At 65.8% G+C, this 16,364-nt stretch carries 11 protein-coding genes; 8 read left to right on the top strand and 3 right to left on the bottom strand.

The window, feature by feature from the left end; translation table 11 throughout:
• Nucleotides 1-25 precede the first annotated feature (25 nt).
• Together AB3347_RS11550 and AB3347_RS11545 are read left to right on the top strand one after the other, a co-directional pair.
• Nucleotides 26-1,366 carry a TAXI family TRAP transporter solute-binding subunit gene (locus AB3347_RS11550; protein WP_369092298.1) on the top strand — a complete coding sequence of 447 codons (1,341 nt, stop codon included), beginning with the start codon at nt 26-28 and terminating at the stop codon, nt 1,364-1,366.
• Between the two features lie 71 nt (nt 1,367-1,437).
• Nucleotides 1,438-3,390 carry a CocE/NonD family hydrolase gene (locus tag AB3347_RS11545; protein ID WP_369091951.1) on the top strand — a complete coding sequence of 651 codons (1,953 nt, stop codon included), beginning with the start codon at nt 1,438-1,440 and terminating at the stop codon, nt 3,388-3,390.
• 142 nt (nt 3,391-3,532) lie between these two features.
• On the opposite strand, the gene AB3347_RS11540 is transcribed toward AB3347_RS11545, so the two are convergent.
• Nucleotides 3,533-3,991: a rhodanese-like domain-containing protein gene (locus tag AB3347_RS11540; RefSeq protein WP_369091950.1), complete on the bottom strand. Its 459-nt coding sequence runs from the start codon at nt 3,989-3,991 to the stop codon at nt 3,533-3,535.
• Nucleotides 3,992-4,294: 303 nt separating this feature from the next.
• On the opposite strand from AB3347_RS11540, the gene glnA reads away from it, so the two are divergent.
• The 5 genes from glnA to corA all read left to right on the top strand — a co-directional run bounded on the left by glnA (nt 4,295) and on the right by corA (nt 10,059).
• Nucleotides 4,295-5,710 carry a type I glutamate--ammonia ligase gene (glnA, locus tag AB3347_RS11535; RefSeq protein WP_369091949.1) on the top strand — a complete coding sequence of 472 codons (1,416 nt, stop codon included), beginning with the start codon at nt 4,295-4,297 and terminating at the stop codon, nt 5,708-5,710.
• Nucleotides 5,711-5,869: 159 nt separating this feature from the next.
• Complete coding sequence (locus tag AB3347_RS11530; protein WP_369091948.1) at nt 5,870-6,391, top strand: DUF4124 domain-containing protein; 522 nt, start codon at nt 5,870-5,872, stop codon at nt 6,389-6,391.
• 38 nt (nt 6,392-6,429) lie between these two features.
• Nucleotides 6,430-7,512, top strand: a complete 1,083-nt coding sequence (gene glnL, locus AB3347_RS11525; RefSeq protein WP_369091947.1) for a nitrogen regulation protein NR(II) — start codon at nt 6,430-6,432, stop codon at nt 7,510-7,512.
• A gap of 60 nt (nt 7,513-7,572) precedes the next feature.
• A complete protein-coding gene (gene ntrC, locus AB3347_RS11520) occupies nt 7,573-9,045 on the top strand; it encodes a nitrogen regulation protein NR(I) (protein WP_369091946.1) in 1,473 nt (490 codons plus the stop codon).
• A gap of 45 nt (nt 9,046-9,090) precedes the next feature.
• Entirely contained in the window at nt 9,091-10,059 is a 969-nt protein-coding gene (corA, locus tag AB3347_RS11515; RefSeq protein ID WP_369091945.1) for a magnesium/cobalt transporter CorA, read from the top strand.
• Nucleotides 10,060-10,186: 127 nt separating this feature from the next.
• Here the strand turns inward: corA and AB3347_RS11510 are convergent, their stop codons facing one another.
• Both AB3347_RS11510 and AB3347_RS11505 read right to left on the bottom strand, forming a co-directional pair.
• Entirely contained in the window at nt 10,187-11,053 is an 867-nt protein-coding gene (locus AB3347_RS11510) for an EamA family transporter (RefSeq protein WP_369091944.1), read from the bottom strand.
• Nucleotides 11,050-12,675 carry an NAD(P)/FAD-dependent oxidoreductase gene (locus AB3347_RS11505; RefSeq protein ID WP_369091943.1) on the bottom strand — a complete coding sequence of 542 codons (1,626 nt, stop codon included), beginning with the start codon at nt 12,673-12,675 and terminating at the stop codon, nt 11,050-11,052. Before AB3347_RS11505 ends, AB3347_RS11510 begins: the two co-directional genes overlap by 4 nt.
• Before the next feature lie 764 nt (nt 12,676-13,439).
• On the opposite strand from AB3347_RS11505, the gene AB3347_RS11500 reads away from it, so the two are divergent.
• A complete protein-coding gene (locus AB3347_RS11500; protein WP_369091942.1) occupies nt 13,440-16,337 on the top strand; it encodes a TonB-dependent receptor in 2,898 nt (965 codons plus the stop codon).
• The last annotated feature ends 27 nt before the right edge of the window (nt 16,338-16,364 follow it).

Raw genomic sequence — 16,364 nt, 5'->3', positions numbered from 1 at the left:
CGCAGTCAGGCGTGCCGTGACGCGCATGCGCCAGTTCAGCATCGTGTCCCTGCGCGACCTGCTGACGGCAATGGGGCCGACGCTGCTGGCGGCGATCGCGGTGGCGGTGCTGGCCTACCTCTGGGTCGACCCCGCGCCGCCGCGCCGCCTCACCTTGGCCACTGGCCAGTTCAACAGCGCCTACGAGGAATTCGGCCGCCAGTACGCCCGGCTGCTTGCGCGCGACGAGATCACGCTGACTCTCCAGCCTTCGCTCGGTTCTGCCGAGAACCTGGAGCGCCTGATCGACGGCAAGGTCGACATCGCCTTCGTGCAGAGCGGTTCCACCGTGGACGACCAGGCCGAACAGGCTGGCCTGGTCTCGCTCGGCAGCCTGTTCACCGAACCGGTGTGGCTGTTCCTGCGCGAAGGCGCCAGGGTCACGCAGCTGACCGACTTGAAGGGAAAACGCATCAACCTGGGGCCGGAAGGCACCGGCGTGCCGCGCCTGTTCCGCCAGGTGCTGGACGCGAACGGCATCGCACCGGGCGAGCTGCAGATCGGCGCGCTGGAAAACACCCCGGCCACGGTGGAACTGCTGGCCGGGCGCATCGACGGCCTGGTGTTCAGCTCCGCGCCGGAAGCGCCGCTGATCCAAATGCTGCTGCAGACCCCGGGCATCAAGCTGTTCAACTTCACCCAGGCCGACGCCTACACGCGGCGCCTGCCGTTCCTGACCCACGTGGTGCTGCCGCGCGGGATCGTCGACCTCGGGCGCGACATCCCGGCCCAGGACTACCACCTGATCGCCCCCACCGCCACCCTGGTGGCGAGGGAAAGCCTGCACCCGGCCCTGGTGGGCCTGCTGGTCAAGTCGGCCGGCGCGATCCACGGCAAGGCAGGCTGGTTCCAGCAGCAGGGCCAGTTCCCCTCGCCGAAGTACACCGAGATCCCGGTGGCGGCCGAGGCGGCGCGCTACTACCGCGACGGCCCGCCCTTCATGCAGCGCTACATGCGCTTCTGGCTGGCCAACCTGTTCGAACGCCTGTGGGTGGTGGGGGTGGCGCTGGCGGCGCTTCTGATCCCGCTGTCCCGGATCGTCCCGCCGATCTACGTGTGGCGGGTGCGCTCGCGCGTGTACCGCTGGTATGGCGAGCTGCGCAAGGTGGAGCAGGAGCTGGAAGCGATCGCGCCCGAGGAACGCGAGTCTGCGCGCACCGGCCTGCTGGACCGCCTCGACGACATCGAGGAGCGCGTCAACCACATCTCGATCCCGCTGGCGTATGCGGAAGAGCTGTACCGCCTGCGCAGCCACATCAACTTCGTGCGCGAACGGGTGCGCGGCACCATCGACCAGCATGGCTTGGCGGTCTCCCGGAAGCGCTAGTGCGGAAGTAGCAATTTTCTGTCGGAAACGGATTACACTGGCGCTCTTTGTTCCGTTCCCCGAAAGAAGCCATGATCCGTCCTTCCTTGTCCGCCCTTGCCCTGGGCGTGATGCTGGTCTGCAGCACAGGAGTGCAGGCGAGCACCCAGGCCGCGCCCGCCGATGCGCCCGCACAGAAGCGCAGTCCGCGCGAGGCCTACACCAAGTACGAGTACCGCATCCCGATGCGCGACGGCGTGAAGCTGTTCACCACCGTGTACGTGCCGAAGGACAGCGCGAAACCCTACCCCTTCCTGATGCAGCGCACCCCCTACAGCGCCGGCGTGTACGCGCAGGGCGAGCAGCGCTACGGCGTGGACTGGTTCCCCGAGGCGCTCGGCCCCTCGCGCGAACTGGAGGACGCCGGCTACATCTTCGTGACCCAGGACGTGCGCGGCCGCTACATGTCGGAGGGCAGCTGGCAGGAAATGACGCCGCATGTCAGCCCCAAGCGCGCCAAAGGGGAGGGCCAGGAAAGCGAGGACATGCACGACACCGTCGAGTGGCTGCTGAAGCACGTCCCCAACAACAATGGCCGGGTCGGCATCTGGGGCATCAGCTACCCGGGCTTCTACACGGCGGCCAGCATCATCGATTCGCACCCGGCGATCAAGGCCGCTTCGCCGCAGGCGCCGATCGCCGACCTGTACATGGGCGACGATTCCTACCACGGCGGCGCCTTCATGCTGTCGGCGAACTTCGATTTTTATTCGTCCTTCCTGCCGCAGCAGAATCCGACCGTGGGCAACAAAGAGCGTTCCCGCTTCGCCTACGGCGAGGCCGACGCCTACGACTTCTTCCTGAAGCGCCTGACGATGGAGAACATCCTCGCCAGCCTGAGCGCGGAGCAGCGCGAACTGCTGGTGCCGACCATCGAGCACGATACCTACGACGAGTTCTGGCGTTCGCGCGCGATCACCCCGCACATGAAGAACGTGAAGGCGGCGGTGCTGACCGTGGGCGGCTGGTTCGATGCCGAAGACCCGGCCGGGCCGTTCGCGATCTACAAGGCGGTCGGCAAGTACAACCCGTCCACGCCGAACGCGCTGGTGATGGGCCCGTGGGTGCACGGCGGCTGGGCGCGCGGCGACGGCGCGCGCCTCGGGCACGTGAGCTTCGACACCAAGACCAGCGAATACTTCCGCCGCGAGATCCAGTTCCCCTTCTTCGAGCAGCACCTGAAGGGCGTGAAGCCGGCGCGCGCCTTGCCCGCCGTGACCGCCTTCGAGACCGGCACCAACGTCTGGCGCAGCTATGCGGCCTGGCCGCCGGCGCCGGCGAAGGCCCGTACGCTGTACTTCGGCCCGAACGGCACGCTCGGCTGGCAGCAGCCTGCCGCTTCCGGCGCCGGCTACGACGAGTACGTGGCCGATCCGAAAAAGCCGGTGCCCTTCATCGGCTACCCGGCCACTGGCGTGCCGCGCGAATACATGGTCTCGGACCAGCGCTTCGCCGCCACCCGTCCCGACGTGCTGGTCTACCAGAGCGAGGTGCTGGAAGAAGACCTGACCGTGGTTGGTTCGGTGGTGCCGAAGCTGTTCGTGTCCACCACCGGCACCGACGCCGACTGGGTGGTCAAGCTGATCGACGTCTACCCGAGCGAGTACCCGACCCCGGCGGCCGAGCGCAGGGGCAACGACGTCGGCCCGCCGCAGCTGAACCTGGGCGGCTACCAGCAACTGGTGCGCGGCAATCCGCTGCGCGGCAAGTTCAGGAACAGCTTCGAGAAGCCCGAGCCCTTCACCCCCGGCAAGCAGGAAGCGATCAGCTTCGACATCGGCGAGGTGAACCACACCTTCCGGCGCGGCCACCGCATCATGGTGCAGGTGCAGAGCTCCTGGTTCCCGCTGGTCGACCTGAACCCGCAGACCTTTACGCACATCCCGAAAGCCAAGCCCGAAGACTTCAAGAAGGCGACCCAGCGGGTGTACCGCGCGCCGGGCGCGGCATCGGGCTTGCAGCTGATGGTGATGCCGGCGCACTGATGTTCGTAGGGTGAGCAAGGTAATTTAGGCCATTGGCCTAAATTACCTTGCCAACGCGTTCAAATCAGGCATGAATAGCCTGCGCGATCATTCTTTCGCTTGTTGAACGCGTGGGCGGGAAACCCGCCCACGCTACAAAACCTTAAGCCCCGATCCAGGGCAGCCCCGCCTTGCACCACCCGCCGACCGTCTTGCGGTGCCCCTCGGCGTCGCGATCTCCCTCGAAACCTTCCAGGATGTCGTAGGACTCGGCAAAGCCGTGCTCGGTGGCCACGCGTGCGCCGTGGCGCGAGCGCACCCCGGAGCGGCACAGGAACAGCAGTACCTCGTCCTTGCGCGCCAGCTGTTCGAGCTGCGCACCGAATGCGGGATTCGGCGCCCCGCCCGGGTAGGTGACCCATTCCACCGCGAGGTGCTGGGCCTGGGGAAGCGCGACCCGCCCGACCCAGTCGCGCTCGGCATTGGTGCGCACGTCGACCAGTTTCACGCGCGGATCGCTCTGCAGGAGGGCGAAGGCCTCTTCGGGCGTGACGGCGCCGGCATAGGGCTGGCCGGCGGCGCGCTGGCGTGCGGCGGCGAGGATGGCTTCGGTAGTGGTCATGATGTCTGGTCCGTGAAAGCGTCGATGTAAGGCAAAGAAAAAGGCGTGCACCAACTTGGTTCGGCGTATCCTGCGCTGCGATGGTGCGCTGCGCACCAACTTGCACCAATTTGGTGCGTGCGCACCGCCACGCGCACCGTTGGTCAGTGCCGATTTTAGGACCAAACCCCCAGGCTCACCAACGAAGCATTATGCATTTGCTCATAACGGTAGCTTGGCACGGTTCATGCTTTGAAGTAGAGCAAGATGTCGCATGTGGCCCAGCCCGGTGCGACACCCCCTTTTCAATCAGGAGAGATACGAATGGCAAAGACGGCTGCAGATGTAATCCAACTCATCAAAGACAACGAAGTGAAATTCGTTGACCTGCGCTTCGCGGACACCCGCGGTAAAGAGCAGCACGTCACCGTTCCCGTCTCGCACTTCGACGAAGACAAGTTCGAATCGGGCCACGCCTTCGACGGTTCGTCGATCGCCGGCTGGAAGGGCATCGAAGCCTCGGACATGCTGCTGCTGCCGGACCCGAACACCGCCAACATCGACCCGTTCATGGAAGAGACCACGCTGTTCATGCAGTGCGACGTGATCGAACCGTCGGACGGCAAGGGCTACGACCGCGACCCGCGCTCGATCGCCAAGCGCGCCGAAGCCTACCTGAAGTCGACCGGCATCGGCGACACCGCCTTCTTCGGCCCGGAGCCGGAATTCTTCATCTTCGACGCGATCCGCTGGAAGATCGACATGTCGGGCTGCTTCGTGAAGATCGACTCGGATGAGGCATCCTGGTCGACCGACAAGGAAATCGAAGGCGGCAACAGCGGCCACCGTCCGACCGTCAAGGGCGGCTACTTCCCGGTCCCGCCGGTCGACAGCTTCCAGGACATGCGCTCGGAAATGTGCCTGATCCTCGAATCGATGGGCATCCCGGTCGAGGTGCACCACCACGAAGTGGCCGGCGCCGGCCAGAACGAAATCGGCACCCGCTTCTCGACCCTGGTCGAGCGCGCCGACTGGACCCAGAACATGAAGTACGTGATCTGGAACGTGGCCCACAGCTACGGCAAGACCGCGACCTTCATGCCGAAGCCGATGAACGGCGACAACGGCTCGGGCATGCACGTGCACCAGTCGATCTGGAAAGACGGCAAGAACCTGTTCGCCGGCGACGGCTATGCCGGCCTGTCGGAAACCGCGCTGTTCTACATCGGCGGCATCATCAAGCACGCCAAGGCGCTGAACGCGATCACCAACCCGGGCACCAACTCGTACAAGCGCCTGGTGCCTGGCTACGAAGCGCCGGTCAAGCTGGCCTACTCGGCCAAGAACCGCTCGGCCTCGATCCGCATCCCGCACGTGGCCAACCCGAAAGGCCGCCGCATCGAGGTGCGCTTCCCGGACCCGCTGGCCAACGTCTACCTGTGCTTCGCCGCGCTGATGATGGCCGGCCTGGACGGCATCCAGAACAAGATCCATCCGGGCGAAGCCGCCACCAAGGACCTGTACCACCTGCCGCCGGAAGAAGACAAGATGATCCCGACGGTGTGCGCCTCGCTGGAAGAAGCGCTGGAAGCCCTGGACAAGGACCGCGAGTTCCTGACCCGCGGCGGCGTGTTCAGCGACGGCATGATCGATGCCTACATCGAGCTGAAGATGCAGGAGGTGCAGCGCCTGCGCATGACCCCGCATCCGGCCGAATTCGACATGTACTACTCGTCGTAATCAAGAGGTCAACAGAAGCGTTGCGCCCATGCGTCAGGCGGCGTAAGGCTCTGTAACAAAGGCGGGGAAAGCAAGGGCTTTCCCCGCCTTTTTTCATGCTTGCTGTATAGTCGGGCCGTTCTACAATACGTGCACGTTTATTGTGCAGACGACTTTCTGATGGGAACGACAATTAGCTATTTCCGCCGCTTGGCCATCGTGCTGCTCGCCGGCCCGGCGCTCCACAGTGGGGCGCAGGCCCAGGGCACCGTCTACAAATGCGTGGACGAGCAGGGACGCGTCGAATTCACCGACACCGCACGGCGCGGCTGCAAGGCGCTCGACCTGCCGGGTTATGCGCCGCCCGCGCCGCCGCGCGCCTCGGCGCCGATCCCGGCCGTGCGACCGCTCAACCCGGGGCCGGCCCCGGCCGTGAGCCCGGCCAGCTTCCCGCGCGTCGACACCGCCCAGCAGCGCGCGCGCGACGACGACCGCCGCGAGATCCTCAACGACGAGCTGCGCATCGAGCAGAAGAAGCTGGCGGACCTGCGCCGCGACTTCAACAACGGCGAGCCGGAACGCCAGGGCAACGAGCGCAACTACGCCAAGTACCAGGAACGGGTGGCCTCGATGCGCGACGAAATCGGCCGCACCGAGCGCAACATCGAGGCGCTGCAGCGCGAGATCGGCAACATTCGATGAGCGACTTCGGATGAATGACTTCGGATGAGCGACTTCGGATGAGCGGCCAGGATCCCGCCGTGCGGTTTGCCGGACTCGACCTGCTGGCCTCGAGCGTGCTGCTGCTGGGCGCGCGGGGCGAGGTGCGCTACGCCAACCCGGCCGCCGAAAACCTGCTCGAACTCTCGCTCAAGTCGCTGCAGCGCGCACCGCTGCCCGAGCTGTTCGCCAACGGCGCCGAGCTGGCCGCGCTGTGCGCCCAGGCGCTGGCGCACCAGTACGCCGACCTGCGCCAGGACCTGGTCCTGCAGCGCACCGGACGCGAGCCGCTGCACGTCAACAGCATCGTCAGCGCCCTGAAGGACGGCGAGGGCGCCGAACTGCTGATCGAGCTGCGCGAGAACGTCCAGCAGATCAAGCTCGACCGCGAGGAGCGCATCCTCGACCAGAGCCAGGCCAACAAGGAACTGATCCGCAACCTGGCGCACGAGATCAAGAACCCTTTAGGCGGCATCCGCGGCGCGGCCCAGTTGCTCGAGCTCGAGCTGCCGCCGCAGCACCCGGCCGACCTGACCGAATACACCCAGGTGATCATCAAGGAGGCCGACCGCCTCCAGACCCTGGTCGACCGCCTGCTGGCGCCGCACCGGAAACCCCATATCGTGGGGGACGTCAACATCCACGAAGTGTGCGAGCGCGTGCGCAGCCTGATCCTGGCCGAGTTCCCGAGCGGCCTGTCCATCCGGCGCGACTACGACGCCTCGATCCCCGAGTTCAGGGGCGACATGGAGCAGCTGATCCAGGTGGTGCTCAACATCGCCCATAACGCCGCCCAGGCATTGAGGGGGCGCATCGCGGCGGGCGACGCCGAGATCATTTTGCGCACCCGCGTGGCGCGCCAGGTCACCCTGGCCAAGGTCCGTTATGGGCTGGCATTAGATTTGCATATCATCGACAATGGACCGGGCATCGCACCCGAGATCCGCGACCGCATCTTCTATCCGCTCGTGTCCGGGCGCGAAGGCGGCAGTGGCCTCGGGTTGACGCTGGCGCAGACCTTCGTGCAGCAGCACCTGGGTGTGATCGAGTGCGAAAGCCGGCCTGGACTGACGGATTTCCGGATCCTGCTGCCTTTGCCATAAGCAGGTAGCAGGATCCACCGTGAGTCCCCGAATTATCCATATTGCGGGAAGCACGAATACATGAAACCAATCTGGATTGTCGACGACGACGCATCGATCCGCTGGGTGCTCGAAAAAGCCCTGGCGCGCGAAAGCCTGGAGACCCGCAGCTTCGCCAACGCGCACGATGCGCTGGCCGCTTTCGAGCATGACACCCCGCAGGTGCTGGTGTCGGACATCCGCATGCCGGGCGAATCCGGCATCGAACTCCTTGGCGCCGTCAAGGCGCGCCACCCCGGCCTGCCGGTCATCATCATCACCGCGTTTTCCGACCTCGATTCGGCGGTCGCCTCGTTTCAGGGCGGCGCCTTCGACTACTTGGCCAAGCCCTTCGACATCGACAAGGCAGTCAGTTTGATCCGGCGCGCCCTGGAAGAGAGCCTGCGCGAAGCCAGCGTGGAAGCCGCGCCCGCCGAGACGCCCGAGATCCTCGGCCACGCGCCGGCGATGCAGGAGGTGTTCCGCGCCATCGGCCGCCTGTCGCAGTCGAACGTGACGGTCCTGATCACGGGGGAGAGCGGCACCGGCAAGGAGCTGGTCGCGCGCGCCCTGCACAAGCACAGTCCGCGCGCGGCGCAGCCCTTCATCGCGCTGAACACGGCGGCGATCCCGAAGGACCTGCTGGAATCGGAACTGTTCGGCCACGAGCGCGGCGCCTTCACCGGCGCCCAGGCCATGCGGCGCGGCCGCTTCGAACAGGCCGAGAACGGCACCCTGTTCCTCGACGAGATCGGCGACATGCCTTTCGATCTGCAGACCCGCCTGCTGCGGGTGCTGTCGGACGGCCACTTCTACCGCGTCGGCGGGCACCAGCCGGTCAAGGCCAATGTGCGGGTGATCGCCGCCACCCACCAGAACCTGGAACAGCGCGTGCGCGACGGGATGTTCCGCGAAGACCTGTACCACCGCCTGAACGTGATCCGCCTGCGCCTGCCCTCGCTGCGCGAGCGCAGCGACGACATCCCGATCCTGGCGCGCCACTTCCTGGTGCAGAGTGCACGCCAATTGGGCGTCGAACCGAAGCGCCTGAGCGAATCGGCGATGCGTTTCCTGTCCGGGCTCGAACTGCCGGGCAACGTGCGCCAGCTGGAAAACCTGTGCAACTGGATCACCGTGATGGCGCCCGGCCAGACCGTCGAGGTGAAGGACCTGCCGCGCGACCTGACCCAGGGCCAGGCCGCCGCGCCGGCCCCGCACGAGAGCGCAGCCGGGATGGCCACGGCGCCGGCGCCGGCGGCGGCGGTGCCGGCCGCGCCGGTGTCGCCCGAAGGCTGGATCGCGCTGCTCGAGCTGCAGGCCGCCGGCATGCTCGGCGCCGGCCAGATGGATGTGATGGACACGCTCGGCCGCCAGTTCGAGTCGGCCCTGATCAAGACCGCCCTCAAGCACACCCACGGGCGCAAGAACGATGCCGCGATGCGGCTCGGGATCGGCCGCAACACCATCACGCGCAAGATCGTCGAGCTAGGGATAGATGGCGCACAGGACGAGTGAGAGCGATGGTGTAAGCTTGCATATCATGCACTTACACCATCGCCCATGCTGATCAACTGTGTCGCCTACCAGGAAGGCAAGAAGCTGTCCGACATTCCGGTGGAGGACATCAGCGAACACCTGAAGGAACCCGAGACCTTCGTCTGGGTCGCCCTGCGCGACCCGATCCAGGCCGAACTCCTCACCATGCAGGAAGAATTCGGCCTGCACGAGCTGGCGGTGGAAGACGCCGCGCGCGGCCACCAGCGTCCCAAGATGGAAGAGTACGGCGATTGCATCTTCGTGATCGTCCACATCGTCGAACTCAATGGCGACGAACTGAACGCCGGCGAGCTGGCCATCTTCGCCGGCCCCAACTACGTGCTGTCGGTGCGGCGCGACGCCAACCAGGGCTTCCTTGGGGTGCGCGCGCGCGCCGAGCGCGAGCCGCACCAGCTGCGCAAGGGCTCCGGCTTCGTGCTGTACGCGCTGGTCGACGCGGTGGTCGACCGGTATTTTCCTGTGGTCGACATGCTCGAATCCGAACTCGAATCGATCGAGGACCACATCTTCGGCCAGAAGGGCGAGCAGCGCGCCAACGTCGAGCGCCTGTACGCGCTCAAGCGCAAGTCGCAGGTGCTGCGCCACGCGGTGGTGCCGCTGATGGATGCGGTCGGGCGACTGCACGGCGGACGCGTGCCGGGCGTGGTGGCCGAGACCCAGGATTACTTCCGCGACGTGCACGACCACCTGCTGCGCATCCTGGGACGGCTGGACGCGGTGCGCGACACCATCAACACGGCGATCCAGGTGACGCTGTCGATGGTGGCGATCGACGAGAACGACGTCAGCAAGAAACTGGCTTCCTACGCGGCGATCTTCGCCGTGTTCACGGCCTTTGCCGGCATCTGGGGCATGAACTTCGAATTCATGCCCGAGCTGAAGTGGAAGTACGGCTATCCGGCGGCGCTGTGCGTGATGGGCGGGGTGTGCTACTACATGTACCGGCGCTTCAAGAAAGCGGGCTGGCTGTAGCAGCCGGCCATGTTTTTCGTAGGGTGGGCGGGGCCCCCGCCCACGCGGTGATACTCAAGAGGTGCATCCCACGATACGATGATCTTGCTGCTGGTTGAACGCGTGGGCAGGAAACCTGCCCACCCTACTATTTGCCGGCGGTAGCCGCGGCCCCGCCGCAGGCCAGGATCACCAGCGCGATCGCCAGCCACTGCATGCCGGTCAGGCGCTCGCCCAGCACCACCCAGCCCGCCACGGCCGCGAAGGCCGGTCCGGCGCTGACCAGGATGCCGAACACGCGCCGCGGCAGCCGCGCCAGCGCCGCCATCTCGAGCGTATAGGGCAGGGCGCTCGACAGCACCGCCACCGCCAGGCCGCCCGCCAGCACGGAAGGCAGGAGCAGCGCGCTGCCCGCGTGGACCGCGCCGACCGGCACCGTGAACAGCGCCGCCGCCAGCATGCCCCAGGCCACCGCCTGGCCGCCGTTCAAGGTCGATACCCGCTTGCCGAACACGATGTACATCGCCCAGCAGAAGGCCGCGCCCAGCGCATAGGCGACGCCGACCGGATCGAGCGGGGGAACGCCCGCGTGCACCGGCGCCAGCAGCCACAGGCCGCAGGCCGCCAGCAGCACCCAGCCGAAATCGCGCGCGCGGCGCGAAGACAGCACCACCACGCCCAGCGGGCCGACCACTTCGATGGCCACCGCGATGCCGATCGGGATGCGCGCAAAGGCGCCGTAGATCAGGAGGTTCATGCAGCCCAGCATCAGGCCGTACACCAGCAGGTTGAGCGCGTCGCCGCGCGCGGGCAGGGTGCGCCAGGGGCGCACGATGGCCAGCATGATGAGCGCCGCCAGGCCGACGCGCACGGCGGTCACGCCCTGGCTGCCGACCAGCGGGAACAGGTGCTTGGCCCAGGCGGCGCCGGCGTTCACCGACACCATCGAGGCCAGGATCGCCAAGCCGGGGCCGAGCGTCCCGCTGCCTGCCTGCACGCCGGCGGCAGGCTTCATTCGGCCATCGCCAGGGCCACCGCTTCGGCGACGCGAATGCCGTCCACCGCCGCCGACATGATGCCGCCGGCGTAGCCCGCGCCTTCCCCGGCCGGGAACAGACCGCGCGTGTTCAGGCTTTGCAGGTCATTGTCGTTGCGCTTGATGCGGATCGGCGAGGAAGTGCGGGTCTCGACGCCGGTCAGCACCGCGTCTTCCTTGTAGTAGCCCTTGATCTGCTTGTCGAAAGCGACGAAGGCTTCGCGCAGCGCCAGAATCGCGTAGTCCGGCAGCGAAGGCGCGAGGTCGGTCAGGTGCACCGCCGGCCTGAACGAAGGGACCACCGAGCCGAACTCCTTCGAGGGCCGGCCTTTCACGAAGTCGCCCATCAGCTGGCCCGGCGCATCGTAGTTGGAGCCGCCGAGAACGAAGGCGCGCGACTCCAGCTCGCGCTGGAAGGCGATGCCGGCCAGCGGGTGGCCCGGGTAGTCCTCGGGCGTGATGCCGACCACGATGGCGCTGTTGGCATTGCGCTCGTTGCGCGAGTACTGGCTCATGCCGTTGGTGACGACGCGGCCTTCCTCGCTCGATGCCGCCACCACGGTGCCGCCCGGGCACATGCAGAAGCTGTACACCGAACGGCCGTTGGAGGCATGGTGCACGATCTTGTAGTCGGCCGCGCCGAGCAGCTTGTTGCCGGCGTTCGGGCCGAAGCGGCAGACGTCGATCAGCGATTGCGGGTGTTCCACGCGGAAGCCGATCGAGAAGGGCTTGGCCTCGATGTAGACGCCGCGCTCGTACAGCAGTTCGAAGGTGTCGCGCGCGCTGTGGCCGATCGCCATCACCAGGTGACGGGTCGGGATCTCCTCGCCGCTCGACAGGCGCACGCCCTGTACCTGGCGCACCCCGTTTTCCTCCGAGACGAACACGTCGTCCACGCGGGTCTCGAAGCGGATCTCGCCGCCCAGGGCAATGATCTCGGCGCGGATCTGCTCGACCATCTTGACCAGTCGGAAGGTGCCGATGTGCGGCTTGCTGACGTACAGGATTTCCTCCGGCGCGCCGGCCTTGACGAACTCGGTGAGCACCTTGCGGCCGTAGTGCTTCGGGTCCTTGATCTGGCTGTACAGCTTGCCGTCCGAGAAAGTGCCGGCGCCGCCTTCGCCGAACTGCACGTTCGACTCGGTGTTGAGCTTGCGCTTGCGCCAGAAGCCGAAGGTGTCGACGGTGCGCTCGCGCACGATCTTGCCGCGCTCCAGCACCAGCGGGTTCAGGCCCATCTGGGCCAGGATCAGGGCCACGAACATGCCGCAGGGGCCCATGCCCACCACCACCGGCCGCGGGGTACCCGGCGCCGGCTTGGCCGCGGGAACGAACTTGTAGCTGGTGTCGGGCGAGGGGCCAATATATTGGTCCTTGGCAAGGCGCGCCAGCACGGCGGCCTGTGCGGCTTCATCGCGCAGGCTCACGTCGATCGCGTAGATCAGGACGATGGCCGACTTCTTGCGCGCGTCGTAGCTGCGCTTGTAGACGGTGAAATCGGCCAGGTCGGCGTCCTGGATGCCCAGGCGCGCCACGATGGCTTCGCGCAGGGCAAGTTCGGGATGGTTGAGGGGGAGTTTGAGTTCGCTGATTCGGATCATGGAGTGTGGTTGCTGGCAATGCAACAAGGAGAGAAGGCAAAGCCGCTATTTTACTGGACTCGCCGCGCTCACGGCCCCTTGCCGATGGGGAATCCACACAAAAGCAGCCACGCACCCCGAGCGCGCTGTTTCCTTCAGGCTCTTACTTTAGATGGAGACTGTGAAATATGCATGTCAATGCGATGTTGTGCCCCCGCAACGCTTTGCCCCTGCGAAAGTACTTCCCGCAAGCACTGGCATCGATGCAATTTAGGTTGATGCCGGACCCTGCCGGTCATATACAGATGTGACGCTTGTACTTACGGTAATTACGTTCAATTTGATGTCTTCGTATGTCAGATTGCGCGCATCCATCCAATTGCGGTCCAGGCCGTTTCGACCCTCGCCACCATGCGCCGCAGGCCGCATATGTTCATTGTTAAAAATAAATGTGTTGTATTTAATGCTTATGCGCATTCGTGTTCAATTGACTCCTTTCCTGACGCTATGGTTTTATGTATTCACTTAAATAACATTTTCTAACTGCTAGTTATTTGAGGCTACATGTCCTAGAAGCACAGGTACCGGAGAACATTGCTGTTAAAAAACGGCAATATACAGATGTAGCGTTATATGCATGTTTCACCCCTTCAAGCCCTCGGCAGCGCCAGCGCGTCCGGGAGCGCGCAGTTTGCGCACGGTTTGCAGGAGACGGCCGACCCGCGGGACACCCCGGGGGCGGTGGCAAAAAACCATTCAAGAAAAGCCAAGAAGGAGAAGTATCCATGACGTTCAAATTGAAGTCGCTGCCGTTCGCAGTCGCATGCGTGGTCGCCAGCGGCGCCCTGGCCGGCGCTGCGCCGGCCTTCGCCCAGACGACGGAAGCCGCCGGCGGTTCGACGCCCCAGCGCGTGGTCGTGACCGGTTCGCTGATCAGCCGCACCAACACCGAAACCCCGACCCCGGTGCAGGTGCTGACCGCCCAGGACATCCAGAAGAGCGGCAAGACTTCGGTGGCCGAACTGCTGACCGACCTGGCCGCCAACGGCGCCGGCACGCTCGGCACCGGCTTCGCCGGCGCATTCGCCAACGGCGCATCGGGCATCTCGCTGCGCGGCCTGACCGTTGGCGCCACCCTGGTGCTGATCGACGGCCACCGCATGGCCGGCTACCCGCTGTCGGACGACTCCCAGCGCTCCTTCGTCGACGTCTCCTCGATTCCCTTCGACGCCATCGAATCGATCGAAGTCCTGAAGTCCGGCGCCTCGTCGCTGTACGGCTCGGACGCGATCGCCGGCGTCATCAACATCAAGCTGAAGAAAAACCTGAACGGCACCCGCCTGGCGGCCGAGTACGGCGACACCCAGCACGGCGGCGGCAAGACCCGTCGCGCGTCGATCAGCAGCGGCATCGGCGACCTGGATGCGGACGGCTACAACGCCTTCTTCACCCTGGAAAGCCGCAAGCAGGACGCGATCAAGGTCTATGAGCGCGAGCAGTTCGGCTATGCCAACCGCGACTGGCGCGCACGCGGCGGCAACAACATCAACCTGGGTGTGCCGAGCGCCAACGTCAACAGCTTCCTGACCCCGACCAACAGCCCCTTCCTGTACAACCCGGCGGGCACCAACCCGGCAGGCGTGGCCAACGTCGACAACCCGGCCAACTACGTGTTCCTGGATCCGACCAAGTGTAACTTCCAGAAGTACCGCGCCGGCGGCTGCCAGGTCGACGACCGCCTCTCGAACATCCAGCCGGAAACCGAGAACGTCAACCTGCTGGTCGGCATGACCAAGAAGCTGAACGACAACTGGGAACTGGCGCTGAAGGGCTCGATCTTCCAGCGTCAAAGCGAGAACAACCGCAACGCCAACCCGCAAGCCTACAGTGCGACCGCCTTCAACGGCTATAACGTGGTCAACAGCAGCGGCGTGACCCCGCGCGTGGGCGCGATCCCGAGCACCCTGTTCGCCCCGGGTGCGCGCGTCGGCGCCGGCTTCACCAACCCGTTCGGCTCGAACGCCCGCCTGTACGGCTACATCCCCGACATCGGCCCGACCCTGCGCACCCTGAACAAGTCGACCGCCTCGCGCGTGTCGGCCGACCTGACCGGCAGCGCCGCCGGCTGGGACGTGAACGCCGCCGCCGGCTGGACCAAGGTCAAGATCGACGCGGAGTACAGCGGCAACATCAACCGCCAGAACCTGTACAACGCCCTCTACAACGGCAGCTGGAATGTCCTCGGCGGCAACTCGCCGGAGCTGGTCGCCGCCGTCGCGCCGACCTTCTACAACACCCTGGAATCGACGCTGACCTATGCCGACCTGGTCGGTTCGCGCGAAATCCTGCCGTCCTTCGGCGCAGGTCCGCTGTCCTTCGCCGCCGGCGTGCACTGGCACAAGCGCGAGCAGAACGCGCCGCCGTCCTCGCTGACCGCGATCGGCGCCGTGAACAACACCTCGGCCTTCACCATCGGCGAAGAGACCAACTCGGCAGTGTTCGCCGAGCTGCGCGCGACCCCGATCAAGAACGTCGAACTGGGCGTGTCGAGCCGTTATGACCACTACGACACCTACGGCAATTCGTTCACCCCGGCGGCCAACTTCAAGTGGACCCCGGCGGCGAACTTCGGTGTGCGCGGCACCTTCGCGCGCGGCTTCCGCGCGCCGAACCCGGCCGAGGTGGGCAATGCCGGCTCGTCCTTCACCTTCAACTCGATCCGCGATCCGATCAACTGCCCGAACGGCAGCCGCACCACCGCCGGCAACGTGCCGAGCGCGTGCTCGTTCGCGCCGCCGTACCTGCAGACCACCAATCCGAACCTGGAGCCGGAAAAGTCGAAGTCGTACACGCTGGGCATCATCTATGAACCGATGCGCGGCCTGAACATGACCCTCGATTACTACAAGATCAAGATCGAGAACCTGGTCGTGACCCGTGCCGGTAACGATCCGAGCTTCGTGCCGACCTGGGTGCGCGGCCCGATCGCGCCGATCGACATCGCCACCGGCGTCGGCAACGGCACCACCGTCGGCATTCCGAAGGCCGGTCCGATCCTGTACGCGGAATCGCCGTACATCAACGCCGGTAGCAACGAGACCCACGGCATCGAAGCGGACGTGCGTTACCGCTGGCGCCTGGGCAACGACATGGGCACCCTGTCGGCAGCCCTGTCGGCCGCGCACACCTTCGGCTACAAGACCACCGTCGGCGGCGAGACCTACCAGCTGGCCGGTACCCAGGGCCCGTCGTCGGTCGGCGGCGCAACCGGCAACCCGAAAGACCGTGCTCAGTTCACCCTCGGCTACAACCGCGGCCCGCTGGACGTGACCGCCACCGTGAACTACACGAGCGGCTTCTCGACCATCGACCCGGCACTGGGTGAAACCGACTGCGCGACCACTGCCGAACACGTCGGCGGCCGCCTGTACTTCACGGGCATGGTCCAGCCGGCGCAGTACTGCAACGTGTCCTCGTTCACCACCACGAACCTGAACGTCCAGTACAAGCTGACCCCGAACCTGACCCTGCGTGGCGCGATCCTGAACCTGTTCGACCGCGAAGCACCGTACGACGTCGCCACCTACGGCAACTCGGGTGCCGGCACCTCGTACAACGCCTCGCTGCACCAGGCGGGCGCGATCGGCCGCTTCTTCAGCCTGGGCGTGAACTACACGTTCTAAGCAGCTGATGCGGACGGCGGCAGCGAT

It is taken from the genome of Massilia sp. X63 (genome assembly GCF_041023745.1).
Lineage (GTDB): Bacteria > Pseudomonadota > Gammaproteobacteria > Burkholderiales > Burkholderiaceae_D > Telluria.
This window is presented reverse-complemented; position numbering and strand designations above follow the sequence as displayed.

Excerpts from the sequence above, each read along its gene's own strand:
- AB3347_RS11505 (WP_369091943.1), bottom strand. The coding sequence starts at position 12,675 with ATGATCCGAATCAGCGAACTCAAACTCCCCCTCAACCATCCCGAACTT.
- AB3347_RS11550 (WP_369092298.1), top strand. The coding sequence starts at position 26 with ATGCGCCAGTTCAGCATCGTGTCCCTGCGCGACCTGCTGACGGCAATG.
- AB3347_RS11510 (WP_369091944.1), bottom strand. The coding sequence starts at position 11,053 with ATGAAGCCTGCCGCCGGCGTGCAGGCAGGCAGCGGGACGCTCGGCCCC.
- AB3347_RS11545 (WP_369091951.1), top strand. The coding sequence starts at position 1,438 with ATGATCCGTCCTTCCTTGTCCGCCCTTGCCCTGGGCGTGATGCTGGTC.
- ntrC (WP_369091946.1), top strand. The coding sequence starts at position 7,573 with ATGAAACCAATCTGGATTGTCGACGACGACGCATCGATCCGCTGGGTG.
- glnA (WP_369091949.1), top strand. The coding sequence starts at position 4,295 with ATGGCAAAGACGGCTGCAGATGTAATCCAACTCATCAAAGACAACGAA.
- AB3347_RS11530 (WP_369091948.1), top strand. The coding sequence starts at position 5,870 with ATGGGAACGACAATTAGCTATTTCCGCCGCTTGGCCATCGTGCTGCTC.
- AB3347_RS11540 (WP_369091950.1), bottom strand. The coding sequence starts at position 3,991 with ATGACCACTACCGAAGCCATCCTCGCCGCCGCACGCCAGCGCGCCGCC.
- AB3347_RS11500 (WP_369091942.1), top strand. The coding sequence starts at position 13,440 with ATGACGTTCAAATTGAAGTCGCTGCCGTTCGCAGTCGCATGCGTGGTC.
- corA (WP_369091945.1), top strand. The coding sequence starts at position 9,091 with ATGCTGATCAACTGTGTCGCCTACCAGGAAGGCAAGAAGCTGTCCGAC.
- glnL (WP_369091947.1), top strand. The coding sequence starts at position 6,430 with ATGAGCGGCCAGGATCCCGCCGTGCGGTTTGCCGGACTCGACCTGCTG.